Annotated in this window: 14 protein-coding genes; 4 read left to right on the forward strand and 10 right to left on the reverse strand. The window is 70.7% G+C overall.

The window, feature by feature from the left end; genetic code table 11:
• Positions 1-2 precede the first annotated feature (2 nt).
• Positions 3-1,208, reverse strand: a complete 1,206-nt coding sequence (metX, locus tag HW566_RS13035; protein ID WP_178013522.1) for a homoserine O-acetyltransferase MetX — start codon at positions 1,206-1,208, stop codon at positions 3-5.
• 242 nt (positions 1,209-1,450) lie between these two features.
• Between metX and HW566_RS13040 the strand changes: the two genes are divergently transcribed.
• Positions 1,451-2,482, forward strand: coding sequence for a TerC family protein (locus HW566_RS13040; RefSeq protein ID WP_178013524.1), 1,032 nt, complete (start codon positions 1,451-1,453; stop codon positions 2,480-2,482).
• Positions 2,483-2,563: 81 nt separating this feature from the next.
• On the opposite strand, the gene HW566_RS13045 is transcribed toward HW566_RS13040, so the two are convergent.
• Complete coding sequence (locus HW566_RS13045) at positions 2,564-3,886, reverse strand: bifunctional o-acetylhomoserine/o-acetylserine sulfhydrylase (protein ID WP_178013526.1); 1,323 nt, start codon at positions 3,884-3,886, stop codon at positions 2,564-2,566.
• A gap of 172 nt (positions 3,887-4,058) precedes the next feature.
• On the opposite strand from HW566_RS13045, the gene HW566_RS13050 reads away from it, so the two are divergent.
• On the forward strand, positions 4,059-4,841 hold the full coding sequence (locus tag HW566_RS13050; protein ID WP_178013528.1) for an SDR family oxidoreductase: 783 nt from the start codon (positions 4,059-4,061) through the stop codon (positions 4,839-4,841).
• A 52-nt stretch (positions 4,842-4,893) separates the two neighbouring features.
• On the opposite strand, the gene HW566_RS13055 is transcribed toward HW566_RS13050, so the two are convergent.
• Complete coding sequence (locus tag HW566_RS13055) at positions 4,894-6,420, reverse strand: MFS transporter (protein ID WP_256728714.1); 1,527 nt, start codon at positions 6,418-6,420, stop codon at positions 4,894-4,896.
• A gap of 39 nt (positions 6,421-6,459) precedes the next feature.
• Between HW566_RS13055 and HW566_RS13060 the strand changes: the two genes are divergently transcribed.
• Positions 6,460-7,158, forward strand: coding sequence for a uracil-DNA glycosylase (locus HW566_RS13060; protein WP_178013530.1), 699 nt, complete (start codon positions 6,460-6,462; stop codon positions 7,156-7,158).
• A 45-nt stretch (positions 7,159-7,203) separates the two neighbouring features.
• Positions 7,204-7,830 (forward strand): GNAT family N-acetyltransferase, encoded by a 627-nt coding sequence (locus tag HW566_RS13065; protein WP_178013532.1) that lies wholly within the window; start codon positions 7,204-7,206, stop codon positions 7,828-7,830.
• Positions 7,831-7,832: 2 nt separating this feature from the next.
• Here HW566_RS13065 and HW566_RS13070 read toward each other — a convergent pair whose 3' ends face one another.
• The 7 genes from HW566_RS13070 to HW566_RS13100 are packed head-to-tail and all read right to left on the reverse strand — an operon-like array spanning position 7,833 to position 14,193.
• The gene (locus HW566_RS13070; RefSeq protein WP_178013534.1) at positions 7,833-8,174 is read right to left on the reverse strand and encodes a protealysin inhibitor emfourin; all 342 of its coding nucleotides are present in this window, start codon (positions 8,172-8,174) and stop codon (positions 7,833-7,835) included.
• The gene (locus HW566_RS13075) at positions 8,155-9,219 is read right to left on the reverse strand and encodes a M4 family metallopeptidase (protein ID WP_178013536.1); all 1,065 of its coding nucleotides are present in this window, start codon (positions 9,217-9,219) and stop codon (positions 8,155-8,157) included. The genes HW566_RS13070 and HW566_RS13075 overlap by 20 nt, the downstream gene beginning before the upstream one ends.
• Positions 9,220-9,271: 52 nt before the next feature.
• Complete coding sequence (locus HW566_RS13080) at positions 9,272-10,081, reverse strand: ABC transporter ATP-binding protein (protein WP_178013538.1); 810 nt, start codon at positions 10,079-10,081, stop codon at positions 9,272-9,274.
• Positions 10,078-10,860 carry an ABC transporter ATP-binding protein gene (locus HW566_RS13085; RefSeq protein WP_178013540.1) on the reverse strand — a complete coding sequence of 261 codons (783 nt, stop codon included), beginning with the start codon at positions 10,858-10,860 and terminating at the stop codon, positions 10,078-10,080. The genes HW566_RS13080 and HW566_RS13085 overlap by 4 nt, the downstream gene beginning before the upstream one ends.
• Entirely contained in the window at positions 10,857-11,738 is an 882-nt protein-coding gene (locus HW566_RS13090; RefSeq protein WP_178013542.1) for an ABC transporter permease, read from the reverse strand. Before HW566_RS13090 ends, HW566_RS13085 begins: the two co-directional genes overlap by 4 nt.
• Entirely contained in the window at positions 11,735-12,685 is a 951-nt protein-coding gene (locus HW566_RS13095; RefSeq protein ID WP_178013545.1) for an ABC transporter permease, read from the reverse strand. Before HW566_RS13095 ends, HW566_RS13090 begins: the two co-directional genes overlap by 4 nt.
• Positions 12,682-14,193: an ABC transporter substrate-binding protein gene (locus tag HW566_RS13100; protein WP_178013547.1), complete on the reverse strand. Its 1,512-nt coding sequence runs from the start codon at positions 14,191-14,193 to the stop codon at positions 12,682-12,684. Before HW566_RS13100 ends, HW566_RS13095 begins: the two co-directional genes overlap by 4 nt.
• Between the last annotated feature and the right edge of the window lie 112 nt (positions 14,194-14,305).

A 14,305-nucleotide genomic window follows, 5' to 3' on the forward strand; every position in this document is an offset into this window, starting at 1 on the left:
GGTCAGACCCCTTCGAGCAGACGCCGCAGATGCCTGCCGACGACAGGCGTCTCGATGAGGAACGCGTCGTGGCCGAAGTCGCTGGTGATGACGACGGCGTCCTCATCGATCGTCGACCGGATGCCGCGGGCGATGCGGTGCTGCCCCTCGACCGGGAAGAGCCGGTCGGAGTCGATCCCGAGCACCAGCGTGCGCGCCTGCACGCGGGCCAGGGCGTCGTCGACGCCGCCCCGGTCACGGCCGACGTCGTGCGAGTTCATGGCCTCGACGAGCGTGATGTAGCTGTTCGCGTCGAATCGGCGCGTGAACTTGTTGCCGTGGAAGTCGAGGTAGCTCTCGACGGCGAACCGGCCGCCGTGTCCGAGGGGGCTCTTGCCCGACTGCCAGGTGCGCTGGAATCGCTGGTTGAGCTCGGTGGGACTGCGGTAGTTCAGCAGCGCCATCCGGCGCGCGAGGGCGAGTCCGCGGTGCGGTCCATCGCCGTCGCCCGCGTCGTAGTATTCGCCGTCCTGGAAGCGCGGGTCGATGCGGATCGCCTCGAGCTGGACGGAGTTCAGAGCGATCTGGTCGGCCGTGTTGACCGGTGGGGCTGCCAGCACCGCGAGGCGCGCCACGCGCTCCGGGTGGCCCACGCCCCACTCCAGCGCGTGCATGCCCCCCATCGAGCCCCCGACGACCGCGCCCCAGACCTCGATGCCCAGTTCGTCCGCGAGGCGTGCCTGTGCGGCGACCTGGTCGCGGATGGTCAGATGCGGGAAGCGCGCCGCCCACTCGTACCCGTCGGATGCGATCGACGACGGCCCCGTCGATCCCTGGCAGCCGCCGAGCATGTTGGGGGCGACGACGAACCAGCGGTCGGTGTCGATCGGACCGCCCGGGCCGACGATGTCGTCCCACCAGCCCGCCGTGGGGTGCCCGGGGCCGGCATCCCCGCGCAGGTGGCTGTCGCCGGTGAGGGCGTGGAGCACGAGGACGGCGTTGTCGCGCGTCGGGGAGAGCTCGCCCCACGTCTCGTACGCGAGGCGGAAGCCGGGCAGCCGCTCCCCGCTCTCCGTGATGAGCTCACCGAAGGACGCGAAGCGGCGGTCGCCGACCGCGTCGCCGTCGCGCCACGCACCGGTGGCCGGCGGACGTGCGCGCAGGAGCCGGGCGTCGGCCTCCGTGATCGGCGCGCTCGGCACCGTGTCCTCGGAGGTCTGCCAGTCCATGATCGCCATTCTCCCGTCTGTCGGGGCGGCGTGCCCGCGTGTTACGCCCCGGCGTCGGAGAACTGACCCAGGGAGCGCGCCGAGCAGCCGAAAACGTCACGTAAGATATCGCGAAGCAAGGGGAGTACTTCCGCCTGCGGCGATCTCGTCATTACGAACCCGACGTCGGGTTCCGGGACGCCGGTCCCTCCGGGGATGAAGGAGACCTGGCCGTTCGGTTCCGTCGACCCCTTGGAGATTTCGTGGACATCACTCCGCTCGTATGGATCATCACCATCGCGGTGACCATCGCCTTCTTCGTGTACGAGTTCTTCGCACACGTCCGCACCCCGCACGAACCGACGATCGCGGAATCGGCGCGCTGGTCGGCGTTCTACATCGGCCTCGCGCTCATCTTCGGCGTCGTCATCGGCCTCGTCCCGAGCTGGGGCTGGGTGTTCGCCGGCGAGTACTTCGCCGGATACCTCACCGAGAAGGCGCTGTCGATCGACAACCTCTTCGTGTTCCTGATCATCATGACCGGGTTCGCGGTGCCGAAGAAGTACCAGCAGAAGGTGCTGATGATCGGCATCGTCATCGCCCTCATCATGCGCGGCGCGTTCATCGCCATCGGCGCCGCCCTGATCGACAACTTCTCGTGGATCTTCTACATCTTCGGCGCCCTGCTGCTCTTCCTGGCCTACCGCCAGGCGTTCTCGCACGGCGACTCCGATCCCGCCAACGGCAAGTTCATGCGCTTCGTTCGTCGCCACCTTCCGGTGACCGACGAGTACAACGGCGACAAGCTGACGGTCAAGAAGGACGGCAAGCGGTTCGTCACGCCGATGCTGCTGGTGATCATCGCCATCGGCTTCATCGACCTCGTCTTCGCCGTCGACTCGATCCCCGCGATCTACGGTCTGACCAACGAGGCCTACATCGTCTTCACCGCCAACGCGTTCGCGCTCATGGGGCTGCGTCAGCTGTTCTTCCTCATCGGCGGCCTCCTGGAACGCCTGGTCTACCTGGCGCAGGGCCTTGCGGTCATCCTCGCGTTCATCGGTGTGAAGCTCGTCTTCCACGCCCTGCACGTCAACGAGCTGCACTTCATCAACGGCGGCGAGCCGCTGCTGTGGGTGCCCGAGATCCCCATCTGGTTCTCGCTGCTGTTCATCGCCGCGACCGTCGCGGTCGCGACCGTCGCGAGCCTGGCGAAGACGCGCGGCGACAAGGAGAAGAACGACCGGGAACAGGTCCAGGGCGAGGAGATCACGACGGCGTCCGACGCCGACTGACGTCTCGACCGGCTTCAGCACGATGCCCCCGCGCCGCCGATCGGCGGGCGCGGGGGCATCGTCGTGCTGAGGAGGGACGGATCAGGCGCGAGCGGCCTCGACCACCGTGCGCGCCGCCGCGAGGGCCTGGTCGAGATCGGCCTTCAGGTCATCGATGTTCTCGAGACCGACCGAGAGGCGCACGAGACCCGGGGTGACCCCCGTGGTCAGCTGCTGCTCGGGAGTCAACTGGGAGTGCGTCGTCGAGGCCGGGTGGATCACCAGCGAGCGCACGTCGCCGATGTTGGCCAGGTGGCTGAAGAGCTCGAGGGCGTCGACGAATGCCCGGCCGGCCGCCACACCGCCCTTGAGCTCGAACGACAGGACGGCGCCGACGCCCTTCGGGGCGTACGCGTTCGCCGCGGCGTACCAGGGCGACGTCGGCAGGCCCGAATAGTTCACCGAGGCGATGTCGTCGTGGTTCTCGAGCCACTCGGCGATCTCCTGGGCGTTCTGCACGTGGCGTTCGATGCGAAGCGACAGGGTCTCGATGCCCTGGATCAGCAGCCAGGCGCTCTGCGGTGAGATGGCCGCCCCGAGGTCGCGCAGCAGCTGCACACGGGCCTTGATGACGTAGGCGAGGCCGTCGCCGACCGCCTGCGTAAAGACGGCGCCGTGGTACGAGGGGTCGGGGGTGGTCAGGCCCGGGAAGCGCTCCGCGTGCTCCGACCAGGGGAAGCGACCGCCGTCGACGACGAGTCCGCCGATGACCGTCCCGTGTCCGCCGAGGAACTTGGTGGCCGAGTGCACGACGATGTCGGCGCCGTGCTCGAACGGACGGATGAGGTAGGGCGTGGCGATCGTGTTGTCGACGATGAGCGGGACGCCGGCCTCGTGGGCGATGTCGGCGACGCCGCGGATGTCGAGCACGTTGATCTGCGGGTTGCCGATGGTCTCGGCGAAGAACAGCTTCGTGTTCGGTCGGACCGCCCGGCGCCATTCTTCGAGGTCGTCCTGGTTCTCGACGAAGGTGACCTCGATGCCGAGCTTGGCGAGGGTGTATTTGAACAGGTTGTAGGTTCCGCCGTAGATCGAGCTCGACGAGACGAAGTGGTCCCCGGCTTCGGCGATGTTGAGGATCGCGATGGTCTCCGCCGCCTGTCCGGAGGCGACGAGCAGGGCGCCGGTGCCCCCCTCGAGGGCGGCGAGTCGGTGCTCGACGACCTCCTGCGTCGGGTTCTGCATCCGGGTGTAGATGTTGCCGGGCTCGGCGAGCGAGAAGAGGTTCGCCGCGTGGTCGGAGTTGTCGAACACGTACGAGGTGGTCTGGTAGATCGGCGTCGCACGAGCCTTGGTGACCGGGTCCGGTGCGGCCCCGGTGTGGATCTGCTTGGTCTCGAAGCGCCAGTTCTCGGATGCGGGCATGCGAGGCTCCATCGGGGTCGGAAAGCGGCGACGGTCGCCGGCCTGGGTCGAGCGTACGGAGGCGTCGACCCGCCGACAACGCCGGGGACATGGGGCGTAACCTGGTCGAACCCTCCGTCCGCGCCGATCACCGCTCCTCGAGGCGGCGCAGCGGCACGGCTACGGTGGACTCATGACGCGACGTGCAGTGGTGACCGGTGCCAGTTCGGGAATCGGAGAGGCCGTCGTGCGCGCGTTGCGCGCCGCGGGCTGGGATGTGGTCGGCGTCGCCCGCCGAGCCGAACGGCTCGAGGCCCTCGATGCCGAGGTCGGGTCGGCGTCGTTCGCCGCCGACCTGAGCAGCGAGGCCGACGTCGCGGCGCTGGCCTCGCACCTGGCGGCATCCGGCGAACTCCACGCCTTCGTCCATGTGGCCGGCGGTGCGCGGGGGTCGGACCGCGTCGAGGACGGTGCGGCGGAGGACTGGCGGTGGATGTTCGAGGCCAACGTCCTCTCGGCGCAGCTGGTGACATCGTCCCTGCTGCCGCTGCTGCGACGCGGTGTCGAACACGGCGGCTGGCACGCCGACGCGGTGTTCGTGACCTCCACCGCCGCCCAGACCGCCTACCCCGGTGGCGGCGGGTACAACGCGGCGAAAGCGGGGGAGTCGATGCTCGTGCACGCGCTGCGCCTCGAGCTCAACGGCGAGCCCATCCGTGTCGTCGAGATCGCCCCGGGGATGGTGCGTACCGAAGAGTTCACGCTCAACCGCCTCGGCGGCGACCGGGCCGCCGCCGACGAGTTGTACGCGGGCGTCGAGCAGCCGCTCGTCGCCGCGGACGTCGCCGATGTCATCGCCTTCGCGCTCGCCGCGCCCGGGCACGTCAACCTCGACCTCGTGACGATGCGTCCCGTCGCTCAGTCCGCCCAGCACCTGCTCGCCCGCCGACCGCTCCGCCCGCGATCGACCGAGTGACCCGAGCACCGGGCGCCCCGGGGCGGGCTCATCACGGTTTGGGGTGCCTGCCTCACCTCGGGGCGCGCGAATCGCGCCCCGACGTGTCGGGGCCGCCCCAAACCGGAGACGTCGGGTGTCCGGCGGTGGCGTCGTCGGCCGGAGGCTCGGCGTCGGCGAAGGCGACCCGGGGCACGACCAACAGCAGCAGCGCCGCGATGAAGCCTCCTGCCGCGCAGACGGCCCAGACGGTGAGGTAGCCGCCGATCGAGGCGGCGGTCTCACTCGCGACCACGCCGGCGCCGGCGGCGAGCACCACACCGAACACGGCGGACGAGAACGTGCCGCCGATCGTCTTCGTCGTGTTGGTCATCGCCGAGGCGACGCCGGTCTGCCCGCGCGGCGCGGCTGCCGCAGCGGCCGCGGGCATCGCGCCGACCAGAGCGCCGCAGCCGAGGCCCGCGATGCACAGATTGAGCAGCACCTGCCACAGTTCGAGGTGGAAGGGCAGGAAGAGGGCGTAGCCGACGCCGACGAGCAGGGCCGCGCCGATGAGGACGACCCGGGGGCTCGCGCGCCGCGAGGTGAGGGCGAACAGAACGGCGCCCACGATCAGCGACACCAGGTACACCCCGATGATGTTCGAGCGCTCGGTCGCGTCGAGTCCGAGCCCGTACCCCAGCGCAGGGTCGGTGCCGGCGTAGGTCGACAGCGGGCCCTGCGCGCCCAGGAGGCTGATCCCGATCAGGAACGCGGTGGCCTGCACCGGCCACATCTCGGGACGCGCGAGGACGCGGACATCGACGGCCGGATCGGGCTGCTTCAGCTCGAAGCGCCCGAACGCCACGAATCCGAGCGCGCCCGCCGCGAGCAACGCCCAGACCCAGATCGCTCCGGGGCCGTTCAGTCGCAGGAACGTGAGCGCGCTCGTGACCAGCAGCAGGGCGACGGCGAGCAGGACGAACCCGCGCGAGTCGAGCCGGCGGTGCCCCGGTTCCGGCACGGATTCGGGGACTCCCAACCAGATGACCACGGCCACGAGCGTCACGGCGACCGCCGGGACGATGAGCGTGAGGGTCAGATCTCCCGCCGTCGCCGCGTAGATGCGCCCGGCCGCGAGGGCACCGATGATCGCACCCGCCTGCAGACCGACCACCAGCAGGCCGGCGGCCCGACGGGTCAGCGAGACGCCGCGGGCCTGACGTCGGCCGCGCTCGAAGATGAGCGCGATCTCGAGCGGCAGCCACACGACGTAGAACCCCTGGAGAGCCCAGGCGATCAGGAACGACCAGAACGACGCTGCGAAGGCGAGCCACCAGGTGGCGGCGGCCGTCAGCACGGCGGCGATCAGCAGGATGCGCTTGTGACCGTACATGTCGCCGAGCTTGGCGAGGACGGGGACGACGAGCGCCGAGAGCAGCAACTGAGCGGCCTCGAACCAGTTCACGTCGGCGTCGCGGATGCCGAGCTCGACGACGATGTCGCTGAGGAGCGGGACGTAGTACCCCTGCAGGATGCCGCTGACGATCTCGACGAGGATGAACCACCCGATCAGACCCGCGGTGACGCCCAGGGCTGAGGTGCGCAGGCTCGTCGACACGGGGCGAGCATACTGCGATCGCCGTCCTACGCTGGTGAGGTGACAGCTCGATCGTTGACCGAACTGGCCGCTGCGGGGCTCATCGCCCCCGACTGGGCGCGTGCGCTCGAGCCGGTCGCCCCCGACATCGCCGCGATGGGTGAGCGTCTGCGCGCCGAGAACGCCGCGGGGCGCTCCTACCTTCCGGCGGGCGAGCACGTGCTGCGGGCGTTCCAGCGCCCGCTCGCCGACGTGCGCGTGCTCATCGTGGGGCAGGACCCCTACCCCACTCCCGGCCATGCCATCGGGCTCTCGTTCGCCGTCGACGCACATGTCCGGCCGCTGCCGCGGAGCCTCGGCAACATCTACCGCGAGCTCGACGCCGACCTCGGCATCCCGCCGGCAGACCACGGGGATCTCTCGGCGTGGAGCGACCAGGGCGTCCTGCTGCTCAACCGTGTGCTCACCGTCGCCCCCGGTGCGCCCGCGTCGCACCGGGGCTGGGGGTGGGAGCGGGTGACCGAACATGCCATCCGCGTCCTGGCCGCGCGGGATGCTCCGCTCGTCGCGATCCTGTGGGGGAAGGATGCCGCGACGCTGCAGCCGATGCTCGGCGATGCGGCGATCATCGCCTCGCCGCATCCCTCGCCGTTGTCGGCGAACCGGGGATTCTTCGGCTCCCGGCCCTTCTCGCGGGCCAACGAGCTCCTGGTGCAGCGGGGGAGCGGCCCGATCGAGTGGCGTGTGCCGGCCCGCTGAACCGCCCGTCACGACCGCGAAACGTTCCCGCCGTAGAGTTGCGACATGCTCGAGGAGGATTACAACCGGGACCGGCGGCGGCTGCCCCGCCACCTGCGACGCAGCCCTGAGCCCGAACGTCCGTTCTCGTACGAGATCCGGCCCGCGCGCGCGGACGATCTGCCCGACATCCGCGAGATCTACAACTACTACGTCACCAATTCCGTCGTCACCTTCGACGAGAAGAGGTGGTCGTTGCTCCAGTGGCGTCAGAGGTACGACCACCTGACCAGGCTCAAGCTCCCCTTCCTCGTCGCCGCGTCACCGACCGGCCAGATCCTGGGATACGCGCTCGCCTCGCCGTGGAACGGCAAGACCGGCTTCCGGTACACCGCCGAGACGTCGATCTACCTCGGCCAGGCCGCCACCGGCAAAGGGCTGGGCCGTGCTCTGCTGGAGGCGCTCATCGACGCCTGCCGCGAGCTGGGGTTGCGCGAGATCGTCGCGGTGGTCAGCGACAAGGGGGCCGAGGCCTCGATCGCGCTGCACGAGAGGTTCGGGTTCGTCGAGGTCGGACGCATGGGCCGCGTGGGTCACAAGTTCGGCCGTTGGCTCGGCACCATCTATCTGCAGAAGTCGCTCGAACAGCAGAAGAAGGGCCTGCGCGCGCTCTTCTCGCAGCGTTCGGACTGACGTCAGCGCCCCGGGGCGCCACCGGCCGGCGGTGTCCGCCCCGCCCGTACGGCGTCGATGAGTGCACGCCAGGCGGTGTCGAGATCGTCGGTGAGCTCGACGCTGCGGATGCCGCCGGGGTCGTCGACCCGGATGCGCCACTGAAACCGGTCGGCGCCGCGCGTCGGGCTCCGTGGTGGCGAGGCATCGCGCCACGGGCAGTCTTCGATCAGACCGAGCCACGCCTCGCGATCGGTCGCCTCCGGCTCGACGTGCCACGATCGGCTCAACCCGGCGAAGCCTCCCGTGCGCTCGACCTCGATACGCAGGACGGGGGTCGTGTCGTCATCGCTCGGCTGCGGCATCCTCGATCACGCCGACGCCCGACCATCCGGCTCGGACGGCGTCGACCTCCTCCGATCCCTCACCGTACTCCTGCTCTGCGGCGGTGAGCGTGGCCTGCGCGAAGGCGGCGAAGTCCGCGGTCGGGGAGAGCGTGCCCGAGGTGAGGGTGCGGTACCAGATCAGCCCCGCGCGCTCCCAGGCGTACCCGCCGAGCCGCGTCGCCACCAGGTGGAAGGCACGATTGGGGATACCGGAGTTGATGTGCACGCCGCCGTTGTCGCTCTCGGTCTCGACGTAGTCGCGCAGATGTCCGGGCTGGGGGTCGCGACCGAGCACGTCGTCGTCGTAGGCCGTCCCCGGTGCGGCCAGCGACCGTAGCGCGGTGCCCTGCACAGCCTCGGTGAAGATGCCCGCCCCGATGAGCCACGACGCCTCGGCGGCGGTCTCGCCGCGGTGGTGCTGCTCGGCGAGGGCGCCGAAGACGTCGGAGAGCGACTCGTTGAGCGCGCCCGGCTGCCCCTGATACTCGAGCCCGCCGGAGAACTCCGTCACGCCGTGCGCGAGCTCGTGCGCGATGACCGAGAGGGAGCGCGTGAAGCCGCTGAAGACCTCGCCGTCGCCGTCGCCGAAGACCATGCGTTCGCCGTTCCAGAACGCGTTGTCGTAGTCGCGCCCGTAGTGGACGGTGGCCGCCAGGACACCGCCCCGGCCGTCGATCGACGCGCGGCCGAAGGCCTCGGAGAAGAACGCGAACGTCGCGCCCAGCCCCTCGTACGCCTCGTCGACGGCGGCGTCGCCCGTGGGCGGGGCGTCTTCATCGCGGACGAGCACGCCCGGCAGGTCTTCGCGTCGCTGCGCGTCGGACACGGCCCGATCGGGTGCGGGCACCCGCTCGGCGACGAGCGTGTCGCCATCCTCGATCGTCAGGCGCAACTGGGCCCGGCCGGCCAGGTCGCCGGGTCGCGCGGCCAGGGTCGCCCGGGCGGCCACGGCGGCGCGGGCGAGGTGGGGTTCGCGGGCCGAGGCGACGCGGGCGAGGAGATACGGGGGGATGATCGCGCGCATGGCATCACGCTAGCCCGGGCCGCCGACACCGGCCAGCGGAACTTCCCGGGGGTCAGCTCCCGGGTCGGCGGGGATCGATGACCGGAACGGACGCGAGCAGCCGCCGCGTGTACGCGGCCTGCGGCTGGAGCAGCACCTTCTCGGTCGGCCCCTCCTCGGCGATGCGGCCCTCCGTCATCACGACCACCTCATCGCAGAGGTTCTGCACGACGCCGATGTCGTGCGACACCAGCAGCAGCGTCAGCCCATCGCGCTCGCGCAGGCCGCGGAGCACCTCGAGGATCTGCGCCCGGACGGTCACGTCCAGCGCGGACAGGGGCTCGTCGCCGACGAGGATGCCGGGGCGGTGCACGATGGCGCGCGCGAGCGCGATCCGCTGGCGCTGCCCTCCCGAGAACTCGTGCGGGTAGCGGTCGGCGGCATCGCGGCCGAGGCCCACGTCGGCCAGCACCTCGTGCACGCGGGCCCGTCGGTCGCCGTCGATCCCGAGCGCCCACAGCGGCTCGGCGATGATGCGCCCCACGCTCATCCGGGGGTCGAGCGAGGCGTAGGGGTCCTGGAAGACGATGCCGGTGGCGCGGCGCAGCCAGTGCAGTCGTCGCGCCGACGCGCGGGCATCCACGGAACGCCCGTCGATCGTGACCGTGCCGGCGGTCGGGATGTCGAGCCCGAGGAGCAGCCGGACGAGCGTGGACTTGCCCGAGCCCGACTCGCCGATGATCCCCATCGCCGAGCCGGGACGGACGTCGATGTCGACGTCGTCCAAGGCGAGGGTCTCGCGGCGGGGCGCGCCGATCCCGGCGCCGCGCACCCGGTAGCGTCGGGTGAGCCCGCGCGCCGAGATCAGCGGTTCCGCGTTCATGCCGACGCCTCCGGTCGCCAGAGCGTCGCCGTGGCGTCGCGCAGCAGGCTGCGGGTGACCTCCGACGCCGGCGCGGTCAGCAGAGTGGCCACCGGCGCCGATTCGACGACGCGGCCGTGCTCGAGCACCACGGCATCCGTGGCGACCTGCGAGAGCACGGCGAGATCGTGGGTGATGAACAGCAGCGACATCCCGTCGTCGTCGACCAGCTCGCCGAGGAGGGCGAGGATCTCGGCCTGGATCGTGACGTCCAGCGCCGTGGTCGGTTCGTCGGCGATGAGCAGACGCGGACGCGCGGCGATCGCCATGGCGATCGCGACCCGCTGGCGCTGACCGCCCGACAGCTGGTGCGGATAGCGGCGCAGCGCGCCCTCCGGAAGGCGCACGCGGTCGGCGTCGGCCTGTGCACGGGCCAGCGCCTCGCGTCGTCCCGCACGGGCGTGGATGCGCAGCGGCTCGGAGATCTGCCGTCCCACCGTCCGCAGCGGGTTGAGCGCGGTCTGCGGCTCCTGGAACACGATGCCGACCTGCTCGCCGCGGAGGGCGGCGATGTCGCGGTCGCGCCGACCGACGAGCTCCATGCCGTCCCAACGGATGCTGCCGCTCACCTCCGCGCCCTCGGGCAGCAGACCGAGGATGGCCAGCGCGGTCAGGGACTTGCCCGAGCCCGACTCGCCGATCAAGCCCACGCGCGCCCCGTCCGGCACCGCGAACGAGACGCCGTCGACGACGCGTCGTCCGTCGAGCGCGATGACCAGATCGTTCACCTCGAGGCTCATGCCACCACCGCCGGCGTGTGGGTCGACGCCGCCGAGCGTCGCCGTGCGAGCGTCGGATCGGTGGCCTCGCGCAGGCCGTCGCCCAGCATGTTCAGCCCCAGGACGGTGATCGTGATGGCCAGACCGGGCCAGACCACGCTGAGCGGATACGCGGTGAGGTAGTTCTGCAGCTCGCTGAGCAGCAGCCCCCACGAGGGCTGGGTCGGGGGAGCCCCGAAGCCGAGATAGCTGAGCCCGGCCTCGGCGAGGACCGCCACCGCCATGCCCCACGACAGCTGCACGATGAACACCGGAGCCACGTTCGGCAGGAGGTGGCGGGCGGCGATCTGCATCGGGGTGAGCCCGCTCGCCCGTGCGGCGAGCACGAAGTCGCTGTGCAGCGTCCGGCGGAGTTCGGGACGGGTGACGCGTGCGATGTTGACGCCGAAGCCGATGCCCACCGAGATCACCACCACCCACAGCGAGCCTCCCCATACCGCCGAGATCATCATGGCGATCAGCAGCACGGGGAAGGCGATGAGGATGTCGACGAGGACCGCGACGACCTCGCGCGTCCACCGTCCCGTCAAGGCGCCGAGGCACGCGAGCGCGAGACCCAGCAGGGTGGCCACGACGCCCGCGCCGGCGGCGACGAGGACCGTGGTGCGCGCGCCGGCGAGCAGGAGCGAGAGGATGTCGCGGCCCGACGCATCGGTGCCGAGGATGTGCGGCCACCCCGGCGGGGCCCACCGTGCCGGAATGTCCACCCGTTGCGGGTCGAAGGGCGTCCACACCAGCGACACCGCGGCGAGCACCCCGATCGCCGTGACGACGACCAGCCCGAACCGCCCCGCCGGCAGCGCCCACAGCCGGCGCAGCCACCCTTCGCGACCGGTCATGACGCCTCCCGCTGTCGAGGGTCGAGCCCGCGGTGCACCAGGTCGACGACGAAGCCCACGACCAGGACGACGGCGGTGAGCGTCAGGAGCTCCCCCTGCACCTTGGGCAGGTCGCGCAGACCGACATCGGCGACGAGCATGCGACCGATTCCCGGCAGGGTGAAGAGCTGCTCGATGACGACGGCGCCCACGACGATGCCCGCGACCTGCAGGCCGAGGACGCTGATGATCGACAGCCCCACCGTCGGCAGGCCGTGGCGGAGCAGCGCCGCCCGGCGGGTGAGCCCCTTCGCCGCTGCCGTGCGGACGAAGTCCTGACCCATGGCGGCGAGCGTCGCGGATCGGACGAACCGCATGAGCATCGCACCCTCGACGACCCCGATCGTGACGGCGGGCAGCACGAGCGACGCGAGGGCCCGTCCCGGCTCACGCCACCCGTCGCGGGGGAAGCCTTGCGCGGGCAGCCAGCCGAGCCACACGGCGAAGACGACGACGAGCATCATCCCCGCCCACACCACGGGGACGGCGGCGAGGGTCTGCGCACCGAACGAGAGGAGCGTTCCGTCGGCGCGACCGCGCCGCAGCGCGGCGAGGATGCCGAAGGGGAGGGCGATCAGCAGCGCCACCGCCATCGACATCAAGCCGAGGGGAACCGTCACCTGCGCCTTCGCGGCGAGCTCGGCGGCCACCGGGGTACCCGTCACGAGGGAGGCTCCGAGATCGCCCATGAGGAGCCCGCCGATCCACTGGGCGTACTGCGTCGTGAGGGGAACGTCGAGCCCCAGACGTTCCCGGATGGCCGCGACCTGCTCGGGGGTGGAGTTGGTCCCCGCGATCTGCTGGGCGACATCCCCGGGCAGGACTCGCAGGGTGAGGAAGATCAGCACGCTGGCGACGACCAGGCCCAGCAGGAGCAGGCCCAGTCGCGTCAGCGCGTAACGGGTCACCCGTCGCTCTTGGCGATCTCGGCCAGGTCGATGCGGGCGTTCACGTTGTCGACGGGCATGCCCGAGACGTTCGTGGCCACCGCGACGACGGAGGCCCAGTTGTAGAGCCAGTCGGCGGCGTGGTCCTCCGAGACGATGCGCGCGGCCTGCGCGAGGAGGTCCGAGGCTGCGGCCTCGTCCGTCGCCGCGAGCGACTGAGCGTAGAGCTCTTGCACCTCGGGGTTGTCGTAGGTGAAGTAGTAGTCCGGGTCGGCCCAGTTCTCGAAGTCGCGCGGCTCGGCGTGGTTGACGACGCTGAGCTCGTAGTCCTTGTTCGTGTAGACATCGCTCAGCCACGTCCCGAAGTCGACCGGATCGACCTGCAGATCGATGCCGACGTCGTTCAGGTTCGACACCAGGATCTGCGGCAGCGTCGAATCGTACGCCGAGGGGATCGTGAGGGTCAGGGTCAGATCGTCCACACCGGCCTCGCTGAGGAGCGCCCGGGCGGCCTCGGGATCGTAGGCGACGACATCGCTGAGATCCTCGTACCCCGGGTCGGGCTCGGGAATCGGTCCGAAGAGGGTCTGCCCCGCGCCCACGGCCTCGACGATGGCGTCGTGGTCGATCGCGGTGCGGATCGCCTCGCGCACCCGCGGGTCGGCGAGCGCTCCGGAGGTGGAGTTCATCGCGAGCACGCTCTTGTCGGTCGCGCTGCCGGTTTGGACGGCGAAGTCGCCGCCTGCTTCGACCTGGTCGGCGAGGTTGGCGTCGAAGCCGACGATCACGTCGATCTCGCCGGCGAGGGCCGCATTGATGGCGGCCTGGTTGTCGGGGATGAAGTCGAAGGTGACGTCGGCGACCTGGGCCGCGTCGCCCCAGTAGGCGTCGTTGCGCTCGAGCGTGAGGCTCGCGCCCTGTCGCCAGTTGGCGAGCCGGAACGGACCGGTGCCGTTGGCCGCGGTGTTGTAGTCCACCGTGTCGCCCTCTTTGAGGATGATGCCCGCGCGGCCGGTGAGGTTCCACAGGAGAGCGGAATCGGGCTGGGTCAGCGTCACGGTGATGGTCTGCCCGTCGGCGGCGATCGAGGCGACGTTGGCCAGCCGCTCGCTGTCGGCCCATGCCGGGGTGGCCTGTCGCGTCGTCAGCGACGACACGACGTCCTGGGGCGTGAGTGGCTGCCCGTCGTGGAAGACGACGCCTTCGCGAAGGGTGAAGGTGTAGGTGAGTCCGTCGGCTGAGACCTCGTGCGAACTGGCGAGGGAGTCGGTGATCTCGCCCTCGGCCGTGCGTGCCACCAAGCCCTGGTACACGTTGTCGATGAGGGTCTGATCGAGCGAGATGCCTGCGGTCTGGCGGATGTCGAGGTTGGACGGCTCGAGCACCAGACGGATGCTGACGCTGGCGTCGGGGTTCGAGGTTCCGACGGTCGCCGAGGGGGCGGGGTCGGCACCGCCCGTGCAGCCGGCGAGGACGAGGGTCCCGGCGGCCAGCAGGGCGGCGGCCGAGAGAGCGGTGCGGCGGAGCATGTGGAGGAGGTTCCTTTCGCAAGGGCGGCGGCATCGTTGCTGTCCGATGCGCGTCCGCGAACTCAGTGCGGCATACAGCCTAGGGTCCGCCGCGCTCGGCGGTGACATCTCC

This window comes from Microbacterium oleivorans, from assembly GCF_013389665.1.
GTDB lineage: Bacteria > Actinomycetota > Actinomycetes > Actinomycetales > Microbacteriaceae > Microbacterium > Microbacterium oleivorans_C.

Bases quoted from the DNA above. Each gene is read 5' to 3' on its own strand.
- metX (WP_178013522.1), bottom strand. From the start codon at position 1,208: ATGGACTGGCAGACCTCCGAGGACACGGTGCCGAGCGCGCCGATCACG.
- HW566_RS13045 (WP_178013526.1), bottom strand. From the start codon at position 3,886: ATGCCCGCATCCGAGAACTGGCGCTTCGAGACCAAGCAGATCCACACC.
- HW566_RS13050 (WP_178013528.1), top strand. From the start codon at position 4,059: ATGACGCGACGTGCAGTGGTGACCGGTGCCAGTTCGGGAATCGGAGAG.
- HW566_RS13065 (WP_178013532.1), top strand. From the start codon at position 7,204: ATGCTCGAGGAGGATTACAACCGGGACCGGCGGCGGCTGCCCCGCCAC.
- HW566_RS13070 (WP_178013534.1), bottom strand. From the start codon at position 8,174: ATGCCGCAGCCGAGCGATGACGACACGACCCCCGTCCTGCGTATCGAG.
- HW566_RS13075 (WP_178013536.1), bottom strand. From the start codon at position 9,219: ATGCGCGCGATCATCCCCCCGTATCTCCTCGCCCGCGTCGCCTCGGCC.
- HW566_RS13080 (WP_178013538.1), bottom strand. From the start codon at position 10,081: ATGAACGCGGAACCGCTGATCTCGGCGCGCGGGCTCACCCGACGCTAC.
- HW566_RS13085 (WP_178013540.1), bottom strand. From the start codon at position 10,860: ATGAGCCTCGAGGTGAACGATCTGGTCATCGCGCTCGACGGACGACGC.
- HW566_RS13090 (WP_178013542.1), bottom strand. From the start codon at position 11,738: ATGACCGGTCGCGAAGGGTGGCTGCGCCGGCTGTGGGCGCTGCCGGCG.
- HW566_RS13100 (WP_178013547.1), bottom strand. From the start codon at position 14,193: ATGCTCCGCCGCACCGCTCTCTCGGCCGCCGCCCTGCTGGCCGCCGGG.